This window comes from Achromobacter veterisilvae (assembly GCF_900496975.1).
GTDB classification, from domain to species: domain Bacteria; phylum Pseudomonadota; class Gammaproteobacteria; order Burkholderiales; family Burkholderiaceae_B; genus Achromobacter; species Achromobacter veterisilvae.
Window position 1 is genome coordinate 26,089 of the sequence record NZ_UFQC01000034.1, and the last position, 15,030, is coordinate 41,118.

Annotated in this window: 13 protein-coding genes; 5 read left to right on the forward strand and 8 right to left on the reverse strand. The window is 68.8% G+C overall.

What is annotated here, in order from left to right; all coding sequences use genetic code 11:
* Positions 1 to 3 precede the first annotated feature (3 nt).
* Positions 4 to 1,128, forward strand: a complete 1,125-nt coding sequence (bamC, locus tag AVE30378_RS24825; protein WP_129244595.1) for an outer membrane protein assembly factor BamC — start codon at positions 4 to 6, stop codon at positions 1,126 to 1,128.
* A gap of 162 nt (positions 1,129 to 1,290) precedes the next feature.
* On the opposite strand, the gene AVE30378_RS24830 is transcribed toward bamC, so the two are convergent.
* The 4 genes from AVE30378_RS24830 to AVE30378_RS24845 form a co-directional block, all read right to left on the reverse strand.
* Complete coding sequence (locus AVE30378_RS24830) at positions 1,291 to 1,521, reverse strand: endopeptidase (RefSeq protein WP_129244597.1); 231 nt, start codon at positions 1,519 to 1,521, stop codon at positions 1,291 to 1,293.
* A gap of 217 nt (positions 1,522 to 1,738) precedes the next feature.
* The gene (locus AVE30378_RS24835) at positions 1,739 to 2,932 is read right to left on the reverse strand and encodes a cupin domain-containing protein (RefSeq protein ID WP_129244599.1); all 1,194 of its coding nucleotides are present in this window, start codon (positions 2,930 to 2,932) and stop codon (positions 1,739 to 1,741) included.
* The gene (mutS, locus tag AVE30378_RS24840; protein WP_244235138.1) at positions 2,929 to 5,583 is read right to left on the reverse strand and encodes a DNA mismatch repair protein MutS; all 2,655 of its coding nucleotides are present in this window, start codon (positions 5,581 to 5,583) and stop codon (positions 2,929 to 2,931) included. Before mutS ends, AVE30378_RS24835 begins: the two co-directional genes overlap by 4 nt.
* Before the next feature lie 203 nt (positions 5,584 to 5,786).
* A complete protein-coding gene (locus tag AVE30378_RS24845; RefSeq protein ID WP_129244601.1) occupies positions 5,787 to 6,686 on the reverse strand; it encodes a LysR substrate-binding domain-containing protein in 900 nt (299 codons plus the stop codon).
* 103 nt (positions 6,687 to 6,789) lie between these two features.
* Between AVE30378_RS24845 and AVE30378_RS24850 the strand changes: the two genes are divergently transcribed.
* A complete protein-coding gene (locus AVE30378_RS24850; protein WP_129244603.1) occupies positions 6,790 to 7,680 on the forward strand; it encodes an alpha/beta fold hydrolase in 891 nt (296 codons plus the stop codon).
* Between the two features lie 707 nt (positions 7,681 to 8,387).
* On the opposite strand, the gene AVE30378_RS24855 is transcribed toward AVE30378_RS24850, so the two are convergent.
* The 3 genes from AVE30378_RS24855 to AVE30378_RS24865 are packed head-to-tail and all read right to left on the reverse strand — an operon-like array spanning position 8,388 to position 11,525.
* Positions 8,388 to 9,347 carry a Bug family tripartite tricarboxylate transporter substrate binding protein gene (locus AVE30378_RS24855; protein ID WP_129244605.1) on the reverse strand — a complete coding sequence of 320 codons (960 nt, stop codon included), beginning with the start codon at positions 9,345 to 9,347 and terminating at the stop codon, positions 8,388 to 8,390.
* Between the two features lie 56 nt (positions 9,348 to 9,403).
* Positions 9,404 to 10,714: a fumarylacetoacetase gene (fahA, locus tag AVE30378_RS24860; RefSeq protein ID WP_129244607.1), complete on the reverse strand. Its 1,311-nt coding sequence runs from the start codon at positions 10,712 to 10,714 to the stop codon at positions 9,404 to 9,406.
* Between the two features lie 22 nt (positions 10,715 to 10,736).
* Entirely contained in the window at positions 10,737 to 11,525 is a 789-nt protein-coding gene (locus tag AVE30378_RS24865) for a 3-hydroxybutyrate dehydrogenase (protein WP_129244609.1), read from the reverse strand.
* Positions 11,526 to 11,664: 139 nt separating this feature from the next.
* Here AVE30378_RS24865 and AVE30378_RS24870 point away from each other — a divergent pair, with 139 nt between their 5' ends.
* The 3 genes from AVE30378_RS24870 to AVE30378_RS24880 all read left to right on the forward strand — a co-directional run bounded on the left by AVE30378_RS24870 (position 11,665) and on the right by AVE30378_RS24880 (position 14,009).
* Positions 11,665 to 12,555, forward strand: coding sequence for a LysR substrate-binding domain-containing protein (locus AVE30378_RS24870; protein ID WP_129244611.1), 891 nt, complete (start codon positions 11,665 to 11,667; stop codon positions 12,553 to 12,555).
* Positions 12,556 to 12,655: 100 nt separating this feature from the next.
* Positions 12,656 to 13,564, forward strand: a complete 909-nt coding sequence (locus AVE30378_RS24875) for an aldose epimerase family protein (RefSeq protein WP_129244613.1) — start codon at positions 12,656 to 12,658, stop codon at positions 13,562 to 13,564.
* Positions 13,565 to 13,652: 88 nt separating this feature from the next.
* On the forward strand, positions 13,653 to 14,009 hold the full coding sequence (locus AVE30378_RS24880) for a hypothetical protein (RefSeq protein ID WP_129244615.1): 357 nt from the start codon (positions 13,653 to 13,655) through the stop codon (positions 14,007 to 14,009).
* On the opposite strand, the gene AVE30378_RS24885 is transcribed toward AVE30378_RS24880, so the two are convergent.
* A complete protein-coding gene (locus tag AVE30378_RS24885; protein WP_129244617.1) occupies positions 14,006 to 15,019 on the reverse strand; it encodes a zinc-binding alcohol dehydrogenase family protein in 1,014 nt (337 codons plus the stop codon). The two genes, AVE30378_RS24880 and AVE30378_RS24885, sit on opposite strands and share 4 nt — an antisense overlap.
* Positions 15,020 to 15,030: the final 11 nt, after the last annotated feature.

Sequence of the window (15,030 nt, forward strand, 5' to 3'; positions counted from 1 at the left end):
CGTATGAACAAGCGTCATGCCGGTCTGTCGGCATTGATGTCTCTGGTGTTGTTGGCCGGTTGCAGCGAGGTCAATCAACTCCTGGGCAATGAAGAGTCCGTCAATTACAAAAGCGCCGTCACGCAGCGCGGGGAGCCCCTGAGCATTCCGCCCGACCTGACCCAGGCCAACAGCGATCCGCGTTATCGCGCGCCCGCCTCGGGCTCGACGACGTATTCGCAGTTCCAGCAGCAAGGCGAGGCGCAAGCCAGCGCGCCCAAGACCAGCAACGTGCTGCCTGCCCGCACGGACATGCGGGTCGAGCGCGACGGCGATCTGCGCTGGCTCGTCGTGGACCGTGCTCCCGAGGACGTGTTCCCGCGCCTGATCGACTTCTGGACCGAAAACGGCTTTACCGTGGCCAGCAACAACCCGAGCGCGGGCCTGATCGAGACCGATTGGGCGGAAAACCGCGCCAAGATCCCGGAAAGCTGGCTGCGCCAGGCCCTGGGCATGATCCTGGAATCGGCCTGGGATAGCGGCGAGCGCGAGAAATTCCGCACGCGCGTCGAACGCGTCAACGGCCACACCGAGGTCTACGTCAGCCATCGCCAGATGCTTGAAAAGCGCGTTGGCGCCGACGGCGGCCAGGTGCAATGGCAGAACGGCAAGGAAGATCCGGGCCTGAACGCCGCCATGCTCGCCCGCATGATGGTCTACCTGGGTTCCGACGTCGACAACGCCCGCAAGCTGGTGCAGCAGGCCGAAGCCGCGCCGCAGAAGCCCGCGCTGCAGCAGGACGTCCGCGCGCAGGGCACGTCGCTCATCGTCGGCGAATCGTTCGACCGCGCATGGCGCCGTGTCGGCGTGGCGCTGGACGGCGGCGGTTTCGCCGTGGACGACCGCGACCGTTCCGCCGGCGACTACTTCGTCCGCTACGTCGATACCGACACGGGCGAGAAGATCGAACAGCCGGGCTTCTTCAGCCGCATGTTCTCGGGCGACAAGAAGGCCGAGGCGCCGCAGTACCGCATCCATCTGGCCTCCACCGGCGACCAGACGGAAGTGACCGTGCTGGACGCCAACGGCGCGCGCGACAACAGCGCCACCGCCCAGCGCCTGCTGAGCGTGCTGAAGGACAAGATGTAAGGCAAGCAGCCCGGCGCCGCGGCGCCGGCCGCATGAAGAAGGCCCCCTAGCGGGGCCTTTTTTCTTATTGTTGCCCCAAGACAAAAAGCAAAAAGGCCCCGGCAGTCCGACTGCCGGGGCCTTTCTGCTTCCTCTCCGAGCGGGGGTTCGTCGCTGAGGGGATCAGGACGCGGGCGTGGTCGATCCACCCGGGGTGGTCGAACCGCCGCCCGGCGTGGTGTCGGGCGTGGGGGCCGGAGCCGGAGCCGGCGAAGTGGCCGGAGGCGTGGCGGGGGCAGGCGTGCTGGCGCCCGGAGCGGGGTTGGTCGCGGGCGCCGGGGCATCTTCCTTCTTGTTGCAGGCGCTGAGCGCGACGGCCAGCACCGAGGCAATAATCAAGGTTTTGCTCATCATTTTTAGACTCCTGTAGATGACGACTCTTGAAACCCCGTTAGGGGAAACCAGAATCCAGGCTACAGGAACACGCAGGCCGATCCCGTGTGAAAGTTAAAAAGGTGGCTTCCCAACGGCAACAAACCTTTCAGCTTCGTGTTATGTCTTTCTTGATGTGACGCGTCGAATAGACCTGATTTCGTTCTGTGCAAGACGGATACGTACCCGTTTCCAGATACTACGCCGCCACGTAGCGGATCCAGCCCGAATCCAGCCAGTCCGCCAGGCAGGAGCGCGCCTCGTCGGACAGGCGGGCGCAGGACGGGTGGGCGCAGTCCAGGCTGCGCGCATCGGCAAGCGCGCGCAAGGCGGCGTCCGCCGGCACCATTGCCGTCTCGCCATTGATGAAGAGCTGCTTGCCCCGATACAGCATGCGGCTGCGGCGGTCCAGCACCAGCCTGCCCGACGAGGGCCAATCCTCTTCCAGATCCACGTCCAGGCCTTCGGGCGCGTCGAACACGCTGAGGTTGCTGGGCTCGGTCAGCCAGCAGCCCAGGAAACGCGAGGCGAGCGCATCGTCGAAGCGCAGTTTTTCCACGGTTTCCAGTGTGGCGGCGACCAGCCCGTCGGGCAGCGCGGCCGGGGTGTCGACGGCGGGCTGGCCCGGGTCCCGGTAGACCGCGGACAGCCTGAGGCCGGGCAGGGCGGGTTCGCCGTAGGGGCCGCCCAGCAGGCCGACGCGCGCCATGACCTGGTCGGCGGCCGCTTCCAGCAGGCCGCGCGCCAGCGTCGCCTGCGTGGGGGCGCGGAAACCGATGGAGATGGTCATGCAGCCGTCGCCCACCGCCACGCCGTCATGGGCGGCCTGGGGCGGCAGGTAGAGCATGTCGCCGGGGGCCAGCACGGCCGTTTCCTCGGGCTCGAAGCGGCTCAGTATCTTCAGCGGCAGGCCGGGCTCCAGGGACAGGTCCTTCTGGCGGCCGTAGCGCCATTCGCGCTCGCCCGCCGCCTGCAGCAGGAACACGTCGTAGCTGTCGAAATGCGGGCCCACGCCGCCGCCATGGCTGGCGACGCTGATCATCACGTCGTCCAGGCGGGCGTCCGGAATGAAGCGGAACAACTGCATCAGTTCGGACGCGGCGTCGCTGTGGAGGTCCACGCTTTGCACCAGCAGAGTCCAGTCGCCCTCGTTGTCCTTGGGCAGGCGCGCGAAGGGGCCGTTTTCCATCTGCCATTCGCCGTTCTCGCGCCAGATGAGGCGCGACTCCACGTCGTCGCGGCGCGCGAGCTTCTTGATGGCGGCGATGGTGACGGGCGGCTTGAAGGCGGGGATGGCCTGACGGATCAGCAGCGGCTTGCGCTGCCAATAGCGGCGCATGAAGTCGTTGGGGCTTTGATTGCCCAGAAGCGTCAAGGGGCGGTCGAGGTTCATTGGAGGTGCTTCTTCAGGCGGTAAAGGGCGTCCAGCGCTTCGCGCGGGGTGAGGCTGTCGGGGTCGATGGCGGCGAGTTCGTCGCGCAGGGCGTCCAGGGCCTCGAAGGCGTCGGAGCGTTCGGCCGCGGCATCCGCCTGGGCGTCGGCCTCGGCCGCGGCCGAGAACAGGCCGAGCTGCGGGGTGGGCGCGCCCTGGGCTTCCAGGCGTTCCAGTTCGCGGGAGGCCTGGCGGATCACGGCGGCTGGAACGCCGGCGCGCTGCGCCACCTGGATCCCATAGCTGCGGCTGGCGGGGCCTTCGCGCACTTCGTGCAGGAAGACGATGCCGCCCGCGGATTCCGCGGCGGCCAGGTGCACGTTGGCGGCGGCCGGCTGTTCGGCGGGCAGGCGGGTCAGTTCGAAGTAATGCGTCGCGAACAGCGTCAGCGCGCGGTTGTGCGCCAGCAGGCGGCAGGCGATGGCCCAGGCCAGCGCCAGGCCGTCGTAGGTCGAGGTGCCGCGGCCGATCTCGTCCATCAGCACCAGGCTGTTGGGCGTGCTGGCCGACAGGATGGCGGCCGCCTCGGTCATTTCCATCATGAACGTCGAGCGCCCGCCGGCCAGATCGTCGGCCGCGCCGATGCGCGTGAAGATGCGGTCGATCTTGCCGATGCGCGCGCGCGCCGCGGGCACGAAACTGCCGATGCGCGCCAGCAGCACGATGAGCGCCACCTGCCGCATGTAGGTCGATTTACCGCCCATGTTCGGGCCGGTGATCAGCAGCATGCGGCGGGCGGGCTCCAGCCGGCAGCCGTTGGGCGTGAAGCGTTCGATCGCGTGTTCCACCACGGGATGGCGGCCGGCCTCGATGTCGATGTCGGCCTGCTCCGACAGCTCGGGCGCGATCCAGTCGTGGCGGCGCGCATGTTCGGCCAGCGCGGCCAGCGCGTCCAGCTCGGCGAGCGCGGCGGCGCAGTCCGACAGCGGGCGCACGTGCTCGGCCAGCACGTCCAGCAATTGCTCGAACAGCCATTTTTCGCGGGCCAGCGAGCGGTCCTGGGCGGACAGCACCTTGTCTTCCCAGGTCTTCAGTTCAGGCGTGATGTAGCGTTCGGCGTTCTTCAGCGTCTGGCGGCGGCGGTAGTCTTCCGGCACCTTGGCCGTCTGGCCCTTGGTGACTTCGATGTAGAAGCCGTGCACGCGGTTGAATTCCACGCGCAGGTTGTTGATGCCGGTGCGTTCGCGTTCGCGGGCTTCCAGTTGCACCAGGAAGTCGCCGCCGTCGGCCGCGAGCGCGCGCAGCTCGTCCAGCTCCGAGTCGAATCCCGGGGCCAGCACGCCGCCGTCGCGGATGGCGACCGCGGGCTCGGCCGCGATGGCGCGCACCAGCAGGGCGGCCAGCGCGGGGTCCACCGACAGGTGCGACACCAGTTCGCCCAGCCGAGGCGAATCCGCCATCGGCTCGACCTGCTCGCGCAGCGCGGGCAGGGCCTGGAGCGCGTCGCGCAGGCTGGCGAGTTCGCGCGGGCGGACCGAGTGCAGCGCCAGGCGCGTGGCGATGCGTTCGATGTCGGGGAAGGCGTTGAGCGCGCCGCGCAGGGATTCCAGCAGGCCGGCCGATCCAAAGGTCTGCTCCACGTCCATGCGGCCGGCCAGCAGCGCCGAGATGGCGTGCTGGCGCGCCTGCGCCTGTTCGTTCTCGCGCAGCGGATGGTGCAGCCAGCGGCGCAGCAGGCGGCTGCCCATGGGCGTGCGGCAACCGTCCAGCAGCGAGAACAGCGTGGGCGAATCTTCGCCGGACAGCGTCTGCGTCAGTTCCAGGTTGCGGCGGGTGACCGGGTCCAGCAGCACGTACTGGCCGGGGCGTTCCACCGACAGGCTCTGTACGTGGGCCAGGGCCTGCGCCTGGGTGCGGGCGGCGTAGCGCAGCAGGGCGCCCGCGGCGCAGACGCCGGCCGGCATGTCCTCGACGTCGAAGCCCGCCAGCGTGTCGGTCTTGAAATGCGCCAGCAGGTGGGCGCGCGCGCTGTCGGCCTCGAAGTGCCAGTCGGGCACGCGCGTGCGGGCGCTTTCGAACGGGAAGTCGAATTCGGCGGTGTCGGCGCAGATGACCTCGGCCGGCGCGATGCGGTGCAGTTCCGATTCCAGTTGGGGCGGCGCGCATTCGGTCACGCGGAATTCGCCGCTGGCCAGGTTCAGCCAGGCCACGCCGGCGCGCGGCGCGCGCGCCGGGCCGGTGACGAAGACGGCGGCCAGCGCGCGGTCGGCCTTGGCCGGCAGCAGCGCGTCGTCCGTCAGCGTGCCGGGCGTCACGATGCGCACGATGCGGCGTTCGACCGGCCCCTTGGAGGCGGCCGGATCGCCGATCTGCTCGCAGATGGCGATGGACTCGCCCATGGCGACCAGGCGGGCCAGGTATTGCTCCATGGCGTGCACGGGCAGGCCGGCCATGGGGATGGGCGTACCGTTGGACGAGCCGCGCTTGGTCAGCGTCAGGTTGAGCAGGCGCGCGCCGCGTTCCGCGTCTTCGTAGAACATTTCATAGAAGTCGCCCATGCGGTAGAACAGCAGCAAGGGACCGGCCTCCGCCTTCAGGCGGAGGTATTGCTGCATCATGGGAGTGTGGCCCGAAAGGGCGTCGGCGGCGGAGTGGGGCGTTGCTGAATTCATGCCCGTGATTGTATCGGGCGGGCGGGGCGCTGCGGGCGGCTGCGCCGGGCGCCGCCGGTTTTTTTCGGGGGCGGGGCATCACTTGTTGATGAGGTTGCCGAGCTTCTTGATGACCTCGCGTTCGGTGTCGGCGCTGGCTTCGGCCGCCTTGGTGCAGCAGGGAATTTGCAGTCCGACTCCCATGACACCCGTCCCAGCGTCTATCAATCCCGAAGCCCGCGCTGGCTGAAGCGGCTCTGGCCAGCACTGCGGGCGGCCTCGATCAGCGCGGTGCTGACCGGATTATCCCCGCTGGCAAAGGCGTAGAAGCGCGCCATCGGCAGTTCGGGCAAGCCATCCTCGCTGTCGAGTATGCGCAGGCCTTCACTGCGTTGGCTGTCGGCGATGACCGTGATGGCGAAGCCCGCACGCGCCGCCGACAGGCAGCCGGCCATGCTGCCGCTTTCAAAGACGATGCGCCAGACCCGATCCGTCTTGCCCAGCGCCCTGACTGCCGATTCGCGATAGACGCACGGCTCGGGAAAGACCGCCAGCGGCAGCGGCGGTTCGGCCGGCAGGGGCTGGTCGGCCGCAAACGCCCAGACCAGCGGTTCTTCCCACAACAACGTGCCGCTGCCGTCGACGCGGCTGCATTGCTTGCCGAAGACCAGCTCCAGGCGGCCGCGTTCCTGCTGGCGCAGCAGATCGGCGGTGATGCCGACCTTCAGTTCGACCGTGGCTTCGGGATTCCATTGCCGAAAGCGTTGCAGCACCTGGGGCAGCCAGGCACCGGCAAAATCTTCCGAGGCGCCAATACGCAGTCGTCCGCGTAATGGCGTACCGCGCAGCTTGGCGCGGGCTTCGCGTTCCAGATCGAGGATGTTGCGGCCGTAGGCGTACAAGGTGCCGCCGGCCTGTGTCAATTCCAGGCGGCGGGTGGTGCGCGCCAGCAGGCTGGCACCCGCGATCTGTTCCAGCCGCCGCATGTGTCCGCTGACGGCCGAAGGCGTCAACGACAGCCGTTCGGCTGCCGTGGCGAAGCTGCCGCTGTCCACGATTTCGAGAAAGGTGCGCAGCAGCACCGTGTCGAGCGGAGGGCCATCGGCAAGGGGAGAAATAGGCATCCGGGAATTCAACGTGAAAAATCATCAATCAATGAAGATTATTCGACAATGGAATGGAATCGTCCAGCTACGCTTGAGAATCTTCACGATGAGAGGTTTCCTTATGCACAACTATCGCTTCGCCTCGACCGAACGGCTCGATATCGCCTATCTGGAATGGAATCCGCATGGCGCGCGAACCGCCGTCCTGCTGCATGGCTGGCCGGATAGTCCGGAGTGCTGGAAGACCGTGGCTCCCATCCTGGCCGAGGCGGGCTACCGCGTGCTGGCGCCTGCGCTGCGTGGCTTTGCGCCGACGCGGTTCCGCGATGCCGCCACGCCCCGCAGCGGGCAGTTGTCCGCCCTGGGCCGCGATCTGCTGGATTTCATCGACGTGCTGGGATTGGCGCAACCCGCGCTGATCGGCCATGACTGGGGCGCGCGCGCCGCCGCCAATGCCTGCGGCCTGCGGGCGGATGCCGCTTCGTACCTGGTGATGCTGTCGGTGGGCTACGGCACCAACGACCCCAACCAGCCGCTCCCGCTGCCGCAGGCGCGCAACTACTGGTATCACTGGTACATGGCCACGCCGCGCGGCGCGCAGGTGGTGCGCGATGAACGCGAGGCCTTCGCCCGCATGATGTGGGACACCTGGGCGCCGGCCGGCTGGTACGCGCACGCCGATTTTGACGAAGCCGCGCGGGCCTTCCAGGGCGAAGACTGGGCCGAGATCGTGCTGCATTCTTACCGGCATCGCTGGGGCTTCGCCGAGGGCGACCCGGCCTATGCCGGGGACGAAGCGCGCCTGCACCCCGCGCCAGTGCTGTCGGTGCCGACGCTGGTGTTGCACGGCGGCGCCGACACCTGCAACCACCCCGACAGTTCCAAGGGCCGCGAGGCGTTCTTCAACGGCGGCTACGAGCGGCAGGTGCTCGATGGCGTGGGGCATTTCCCCCAGCGGGAAGCGTCGCGGTCTGTCGCGGAGGCCATCCTGAGTTTCTGCCGATCGAAGTGACTAGCAAGCCCTGGAGAGGGGGTGAGAAGCAGGCCGGCAAGTTGCGGCACCGCTATTTTGTTGGCCGCCGATGCGCGACTGCGACCGCGATGGTGCCGTCCGGAAGGCGGTACTTCCCGTCGCGAAGCCAGGTGACCGGCTCGCCCGTGGGCAACGAGCAGATGTATTCGGGCTCTGGTGGAGCCGTCTCGCTGCGCTTTATGACCAGGCGGCGTTGTACGCGGCAGGTCGATCGATCTGGTAGCTTGACGATGACGTCCGCTAACCGGGTGCCTGAGGCCATAGTGTCTCCCTCCTAGACCGGCGCGCCTGCATTCGGGTAATGGAGATGCCGGCAGGCGCATGCTCCCGTGGCGCCTCCATCATTAGCATGAGCGCCTGAGCGGGCAGCATCCGCCGTGAGGGCGATGGCTGCCGGGCGGGGCCCGGCGCACGCGCGCGCGCAAGGTTGCGCGGCCCGCGCCGGCAAATCGAAAGCGCCCCGATGGGGCGCTTCGCGTGGCGGCCGTCACTGACTCCCTGTGCTCGTCAGCGGCGGGGCCGCCTTCTTTGGCGGCTTTCGGCGTTTCGGCCCGCCCGGCGCAACCTGCTTTCGGATGCCATCATGCATTTCGGCGCCCGCCAAAAGGAGACATCCGGATGGGCGGCGTGAAATAGTGTGAGAAACCGGGCAACAGTGTTGCGAAATCGGGAAAACCTGCGCGCCATCACTTGTTCATGATGTTGCCCAGCTTCTTGATGACCTCGCGCTCGGTGTCGGCGCTGGCTTCGGCTGCCTCGGTGTAGGACGCGGAATCCATGTATTGCGGCGAGACGCCGGATTGCCGCAGCAAGGCCAGGAAAGCATCGTCCTTGAGCGTGTCGCGGAACGCGCCGTCGAGCCGGGCGATCACGGCGGGGTCCATGCCCTTGGGGCCGGCGATGCCGAAGGGCGAAGTGTGGACCACCGGATAGCCGGATTCCTTCAGGGTGGGCACGTCCGGCAGGTCGGGCGAGCGGCGGTCGCCCAGCGAGGCCAGGATGCGCACTTTGCCCGAGGCCACGTAGGGCAGGATGGTGCTGGCGCCGACCAGCACCTGGATGTGGCCGCCCAGCATGGCCGACAGCGCGTCGGCGTCGCCCTTGTACGGCACGTGCGTCCATTTGGCGCCGGCGGCCTCGCCCAACTGCACCATCGCGATGTGCTGGCTGCTGTAGGCGCCCGGCGTGCCGTAGGAGGGGGCATCGGGCTTGGACTTGGCGTAGGCGACCAGGTCGTCCAGCGTCTTCCAGGGCGAGTCGGCGCTGACCGCCACATAGTAGTTGTAGCCGGCGATCATGGAGATGTGGGTCAGGTCCTTGATCGGGTCGTAGCGCGTGCCGGTGATGTGGGGCATGCGGAAAATGCCGATGGGCACCATGGTCACGGTATAGCCGTCGGGCGCGGTGTTGAGCATCTGCGTCGCGCCCAGCGTGCCGTTCGCGCCGGTCTTGTTCTCGACCACGACCGTCTGCCCGAGCCGCTTGCCGGACTGTTCCGCCAGCGCGCGGCCCACCACGTCCGTGACGCCGCCCGCCGAGTACGGGATGATCAGGCGGATGGGATGCTTGGGAAAGTCCTGGGCCAGCGCGGGCGTGCCGGCCGTGGCGGCCAGGGTCATCATGCCTGCTGCGAATAGCTTCTTCATTTCATGTCTCCGTTATGTGTGCGCGGCCTTCGGTCTTGCGGAGGCCGTTGTAGGGGTCAGTCGATGATGCGGGCGCGGCTTTCGCCGAAACCGATGCGGGCGAATCCGTCGCGGCGGCAGTGCGCCGTCAGCGCGATCTCGTCTCCCGCTTCCAGGAACAGGCGGGTCTCGCCCGACGGCAGTTCGATGGGCCGCGTGCCGCCGCGCGTGAGTTCGAGCAGGCTGCCGTGGCCGCTGTCGTCCGGGGCCGATATGGTGCCCGAGCCGAGCAGGTCGCCGGGGCGCAGGTTGCAGCCGCCCAGCGTGTGCTGGGCCACCATCTGCGCGGGCGTCCAGTACAGGTGGCGCGCGTCGCTGGCGGACAGCCGGCAGGGGCCGAGCGCGAGTTCGCGCATGCGCGCCGTCGACAGCCAGGCCTCCAGCGCGATCGACAGGCCGCCCGCCGCGGCATCGGCCTCGTCGCGCAGGTACGGCAGCAGTTCCGGATCGTCGCCGCCGCGCGCCATGGGCGCGCAGCGGAACGGCGCCAGCGCGTCGGCCGTGACGACCCAGGGCGAGACCGTCGAGGCGAAGTTCTTGCCCTGGAACGGGCCGAGGGGCTGGTATTCCCAGGCCTGGATGTCGCGGGCGGACCAGTCGTTCAGCAAGCCGTAGCCGGCCGCATGATCCGCCGCCGCGGCCAGGGGCACCGGCGCGCCGAGCGCGTTGCCCGGGCCGATCCAGATCGCCAGTTCCAGTTCGAAGTCCAGTTGGGCCGACGGCCGCAGCGCCGGGACGTCCACGCCGGCTGCGGTCCGGACCTGGCCAGTCGGACGCCGCACCGGCGAACCGGACGGGCGGATGGACGATGCGCGGCCGTGATAGGCGATCGGCACGTGCTTGTAGTTCGGCATCAGCGGGCTGTTCGGCCGGAACAGTCTGCCGACCTGCGTGGCGTGGTGGATGCCGGCGTAGAAGTCGGTGTAGTCGCCCACGTCGGCGGGCAGCAGCAGTTCGCACTGCGCCTGCGGGCGCAGCAGTTGCCCCGCCAGCGACGCGTGGCGCGTCCGCCCGGGATGATCGGCGTCCAGCAGGGCGAACACGGCATGGCGCAAGGCCGTTCGCGCCGCGGGCGGCAGGGCCATCCAGTCGTTGAGGGCGCCGGCCGTCAGCGCCAGGCGCGAGGCCGGATCCAGGCCGTCCATCAGGCCCAGTTCGACCGCCGCCCGGGTGTCCAGCACCTGGTCGCCGATGGCCACGCCCACGCGCGGCGTTCCGCCGCCGTGGCGGAACACGCCCATGGGAAGGTTCTGGATGGGAAAGTCCGGGTGGCCGCGGGTTCCGTCGACCCAGCTCGCCGCCGCGGGCGCATGAGTATGGTCCAGCATCGTTGTCTCCTCTATCCCGGCCTCAGGCCGCGGTCGTGCCGCCGTCCATGGCCCATGCCACGCCGCGGACTTCGTCGGCGTCGGGCGAACAGAGGAATTCGCACAGGCCGGCGATCTGCTCCAGGGTCACGAACTTGCCCGAAGGCTGCCGCAGGCCCAGCAGGCGGTCGGTGGCGGCGGCGTTGTCCAGGCCGTCGCGTTCGGCCAGCGCGTCGATCTGCTTCTGCACCAGCGGCGTATGCACCCAGCCCGGGCAGATGGCGTTGCAGGTGATGGCGGTTTTCGCGGTTTCCAGCGCCACGGATTTCGTCAATCCGATGAGTCCGTGCTTGGTGGCGTTGTAGCCCGTCTTTCCCGCCCGCCCGCGCATGCCGCTGATGGACGCCATGTTGACGATGCGGCCCCAGTTGCGCGCGCGCATGGCGGGCAGCGCCGTGCGGATGGTGTGGAAGCCGGCCGAGAGGTTGACCGCGATCATGTCGTCCCATTTCTCGACGGGAAAGGCCTCGATCTGGCTGACGTGCTGGATGCCCGCGTTGTTGACCAGGATGTCCAGCGCGCCATAGGCGTCGTTCAGTTCCGCGATCATGGTCTCGATCTCGGCCGGCTTGCGCAGGTCGCAGGGCTGGAAGCGCACGGGCACGCCGTAGACATCCCGGAATTCGGCGCACAGCGCGTCGGCCGCGGCCGCGTCCGCCAGGCCGTTGAGGACCAGGGTGGCGCCGGACCGCGCCAGGCGCCTCGCCACGGCCAGGCCGATGCCGCTGGTGGAGCCGGTAACCAGGGCGACGCGCCCCGAAAGATCAGCCATTGTTGTGCCTCTACATCGTGTCGTTGTTCGATGCGTGGCAGGTTAAAGCCGGCGGATTGTGTCGTCCAATTTATTATGGGCGTACTATTTATACTTGCTGGGTATTAATTTCCGGTTGGTCTTTTACGGAATCCGTCCGATGGAATTGCGCCACCTTCAGAGTTTCATGGTCGTCGCCACCGAGTTGAGCTTTACCCGGGCCGCCCTGCGCCTGCACATCGCGCAGCCGCCGCTGAGCCAGCGCATCCGCGAACTGGAGGACGAACTGGGCGTCAAGCTGTTCGAGCGCAGCACGCGCAAGGTGGCGCTGACGGTGGCCGGCCGCGTGTTCCTGGATGGCATCCAGCCCATGTTCCGGCAACTGGACGGCGCGGTGGAAGCCTGCCGCAAGGCCGGCCGAGGCGAGACGGGCAGCTTGCGGCTGGGCTATACCGGGCGCGCCAGCCACGTGCGGCTGCCGGGGCTGGTGCGCGACTGCCGCCGTCTGTACAGCAACATCGCGCTCGATATCCAGGGGCCGCTGCCCACGGGCGAACTGCGGCTGAAGCTGCTGGACGGCACGCTGGATGCGGCCTTGTGCTTCCTGCCCCTGGAGGGCAGGAACATCGTGTCGCACGAATTCATGCTGAGCGAGTTCTCCATCGCGCTGGCCGATACGCACCCGCTGGCGGCCAGGGCGGACCTGGCCATCGCCGACCTCGCGCACGAACCCTTCATCGCCTATCCCTCGGGCAAGGGCTTCCATCTGCGCGACGCCATGGACGCGATCTGCCTGGGCGCGGGATTCATGCCGCGCGTCGTGCGCGAGACCGAGGCGTCCCAGACCCTGCTTTGCCTGGTCGCGGCCGGCACCGGCGTGGCCATCATCCCGCGCGATATCGAGTCGTTCAACATGGAGGGCCTGGCGTTTCGCCCCTTGCCCGCGGATGCGCCCAAATTGCAGCACGGCATCGCGTGGCTGGACACGAACCAGAACCCGGCGCTGGGGCATCTGCTGGCGCTGTGCGGCGTGCGCCCCGCGGCCGGATGAAGCCCGGGCCGCCGCAACCGCGCTTGCGGCGGCGGGACGCCGGCGGCACAATCGCAGCGCGCGGCCTTGTCTTTGTTCTAGCCGCCGGAGCCGCACAGCAATGCAGAATCTTCCCGTTCCCGCGGCGCTGGACGCCAGCGCGCGCATCGCCATCGCCAGCGGGGCGCACCAGGCCGAGTTCGCGCCGGACGGCGGCGGGCGCCTGACGCGCCTGTCCACGGGCGGCCACGACTGGATCGTGCCGCTGACCGCCACCGGATGGCCCGCGGCGCAATGGCCGCGCGCGGGTTCCTATCCGCTGGCGCCCTATGCCAACCGGATCCGGGACGGCGTGTTCGTCTTCAACGGCGCCCGGCATGCGTTGCAGTCGGTGCCGGGCCGTCCGCACGCGATCCACGGCGCGGGCCTGTACCAGGCCTGGCGGGTGCGCAACCATGCCGCGGACAGCGTCGACCTGGTGCTGGAGCAGCCGGCCGGCGTGCTGGGCTGGCCCTGGCCGTTCGAATGCGTGCAGCGCTATCGGCTGGACGCGCGCGGGCTGAGCGTGGCGCTGGCCATCGTCAACCAGGGCGACACGCCCATGCCCTTCGGACTGGGGCTGCATCCTTATTTCACGGCGCAGCGGGTCACGCTGCACGCGCGGCGCCTGTGGCCCGCGGACGCGGACGGCCTGCCGGCCGGCAGCCAGGTCGGCCACGTGCGCGAGCTGCGGCGGTCCGCCGAGGGCTGCGATACGTATCTGTCGCAGTGGGAAGGGCGCGCCACCCTGCATTGGCCGGACGGGCATCAGTTGGCGCTGCACGCCGATCCGGCGTTCGCGCACCTGGTGGTGTACACCGCTCCGGGCTCGGGGTTTCTCTGCGTCGAGCCGGTGACCAATGTGGCGGACGCCTTCAATCTGGCGGCCGGCGGCGACACGCGCACCGGCATGCGCGTACTGGAGCCTGGCGAGCGCTTCAGCGCGACCGCCTTGCTGGGCCTGGCCGTGCCCCGCGCCGGTCGTTCATGAAGGGGCGGCGCGGGAATCCACGCCGCGCTTGGAAAGCGCCGCCGCCTGCGGCGATAATCCGGGCAGTCCAAGTCTAGGGAGTCGTTACGTGAAAAAGCTCAGCACCGAACAATTGCAGGCCGCGGCAGAAACGCTGCGCCGGGTGCAGGCAAGGCTGGCGCGCGCCGGCAATTTGCCGCTTGAGCCCACCATCTACGCCTGCGCGAAGGGGTTCCGCCGCAACGTGCCCGACTACGTCTGGACCTGGCTGTCCGGCCTGCTGGCGCCGCACAAGAGCCTGGCCGCCTGGATGGATGCGCACCAGCCGGGCTGGCGCGAAGGCAAGACGCCGGCCGCGGCGGTCTACGCGCGCAGCGAGAACGGCTGGTTCGAATGGCTGATCGCCGAACTCGAAGCCGAAATCGACGATCCCCACGCGCGTGCCAAACGGGAAGGACGCGGCTAGAAGCCTTCCAGCACCACCTTGCCCCGCGCCTTGCCGCTTTCGATGAAGGCGTGGGCGCGGCGCAGGTTTTCCGCGTTGATCTTGCCGTAATGCTCGCCCAGCGTGGTGCGCAGCGTGCCGTTGTCGATCAGGCGGGCGGCCTGGGTCAGCAGTTCGTGCTGGGCGATCAGGTCGGGCGTGCCATGCAAGGGCCGCGCGAACATGAATTCCCAATGCAGCGACGCCGACTTCGACTTGAGCAGGCGCACGTCGATGGCGGCGGGGTCGTCGATCAGCGCGACCCTGCCTTGCGGCGCGATCGCTTCGGCGATCTGCGCGAAGTGCTGGTCGGTGTGGGTCAGCGCGGCGATGTCGCTGACGTGTTCGAAGCCGATGCGCTTGAGTTCGGCGGCCAGCGGCCTGGCGTGGTCGATGACGTGATGCGCGCCCAGTTCGCGCACCCAGTCCTGGGTCTGCGGACGGGACGCGGTGCCGATCACGGTCAGGCCCGTCAGTTGGCGGGCCAGTTGCACCAGAATCGAGCCCACGCCGCCGGCGGCGCCGATGACCAGCAGGCTGCGCTGGCTGGGGGCGCGGTTGTCCAGCACGCGCAGCCGGTCGAACAGCAGTTCCCACGCGGTGATGGTGGTCAGCGGCAAGGCGGCGGCCTGGGCGAAATCCAGGCTGGCGGGCATGGCGCCGACGATGCGCTCGTCCACGACGTGCAGTTCGCTGTTGGCGCCGGGGCGGTTCAGAGCGCCCGCGTACCAGACCCGGTCGCCGGGCTTGAACAGGCTGGTCTTGGCGCCCGTGGCGCGCACGACGCCGGCGGCGTCCCAGCCGATGATCTCCGGCCGGCCGTCCGTGGGCTTGCGGTTGGCGCGGATCTTCACGTCCACCGGGTTGACCGAGATGGCGCGGACCTCGACCAGCAGGTCGCGGTCGCCGGGCACGGGATCGGCGACGGTGATGTCCTGCAGCGCTTCGGGATGGTCGGCGGGCAGGTTCTTGAAGTAGGCGATGGCTTTCATGGAGAGGGCTC

What these genes read in the sequence shown, in the direction of transcription:
- bamC (WP_129244595.1), top strand. Translation starts at nt 4, where the DNA reads ATGAACAAGCGTCATGCCGGTCTGTCGGCATTGATGTCTCTGGTGTTG.
- AVE30378_RS24830 (WP_129244597.1), bottom strand. Translation starts at nt 1,521, where the DNA reads ATGATGAGCAAAACCTTGATTATTGCCTCGGTGCTGGCCGTCGCGCTC.
- AVE30378_RS24835 (WP_129244599.1), bottom strand. Translation starts at nt 2,932, where the DNA reads ATGAACCTCGACCGCCCCTTGACGCTTCTGGGCAATCAAAGCCCCAAC.
- mutS (WP_244235138.1), bottom strand. Translation starts at nt 5,583, where the DNA reads ATGAATTCAGCAACGCCCCACTCCGCCGCCGACGCCCTTTCGGGCCAC.
- AVE30378_RS24845 (WP_129244601.1), bottom strand. Translation starts at nt 6,686, where the DNA reads ATGCCTATTTCTCCCCTTGCCGATGGCCCTCCGCTCGACACGGTGCTG.
- AVE30378_RS24850 (WP_129244603.1), top strand. Translation starts at nt 6,790, where the DNA reads ATGCACAACTATCGCTTCGCCTCGACCGAACGGCTCGATATCGCCTAT.
- AVE30378_RS24855 (WP_129244605.1), bottom strand. Translation starts at nt 9,347, where the DNA reads ATGAAGAAGCTATTCGCAGCAGGCATGATGACCCTGGCCGCCACGGCC.
- fahA (WP_129244607.1), bottom strand. Translation starts at nt 10,714, where the DNA reads ATGCTGGACCATACTCATGCGCCCGCGGCGGCGAGCTGGGTCGACGGA.
- AVE30378_RS24865 (WP_129244609.1), bottom strand. Translation starts at nt 11,525, where the DNA reads ATGGCTGATCTTTCGGGGCGCGTCGCCCTGGTTACCGGCTCCACCAGC.
- AVE30378_RS24870 (WP_129244611.1), top strand. Translation starts at nt 11,665, where the DNA reads ATGGAATTGCGCCACCTTCAGAGTTTCATGGTCGTCGCCACCGAGTTG.
- AVE30378_RS24875 (WP_129244613.1), top strand. Translation starts at nt 12,656, where the DNA reads ATGCAGAATCTTCCCGTTCCCGCGGCGCTGGACGCCAGCGCGCGCATC.
- AVE30378_RS24885 (WP_129244617.1), bottom strand. Translation starts at nt 15,019, where the DNA reads ATGAAAGCCATCGCCTACTTCAAGAACCTGCCCGCCGACCATCCCGAA.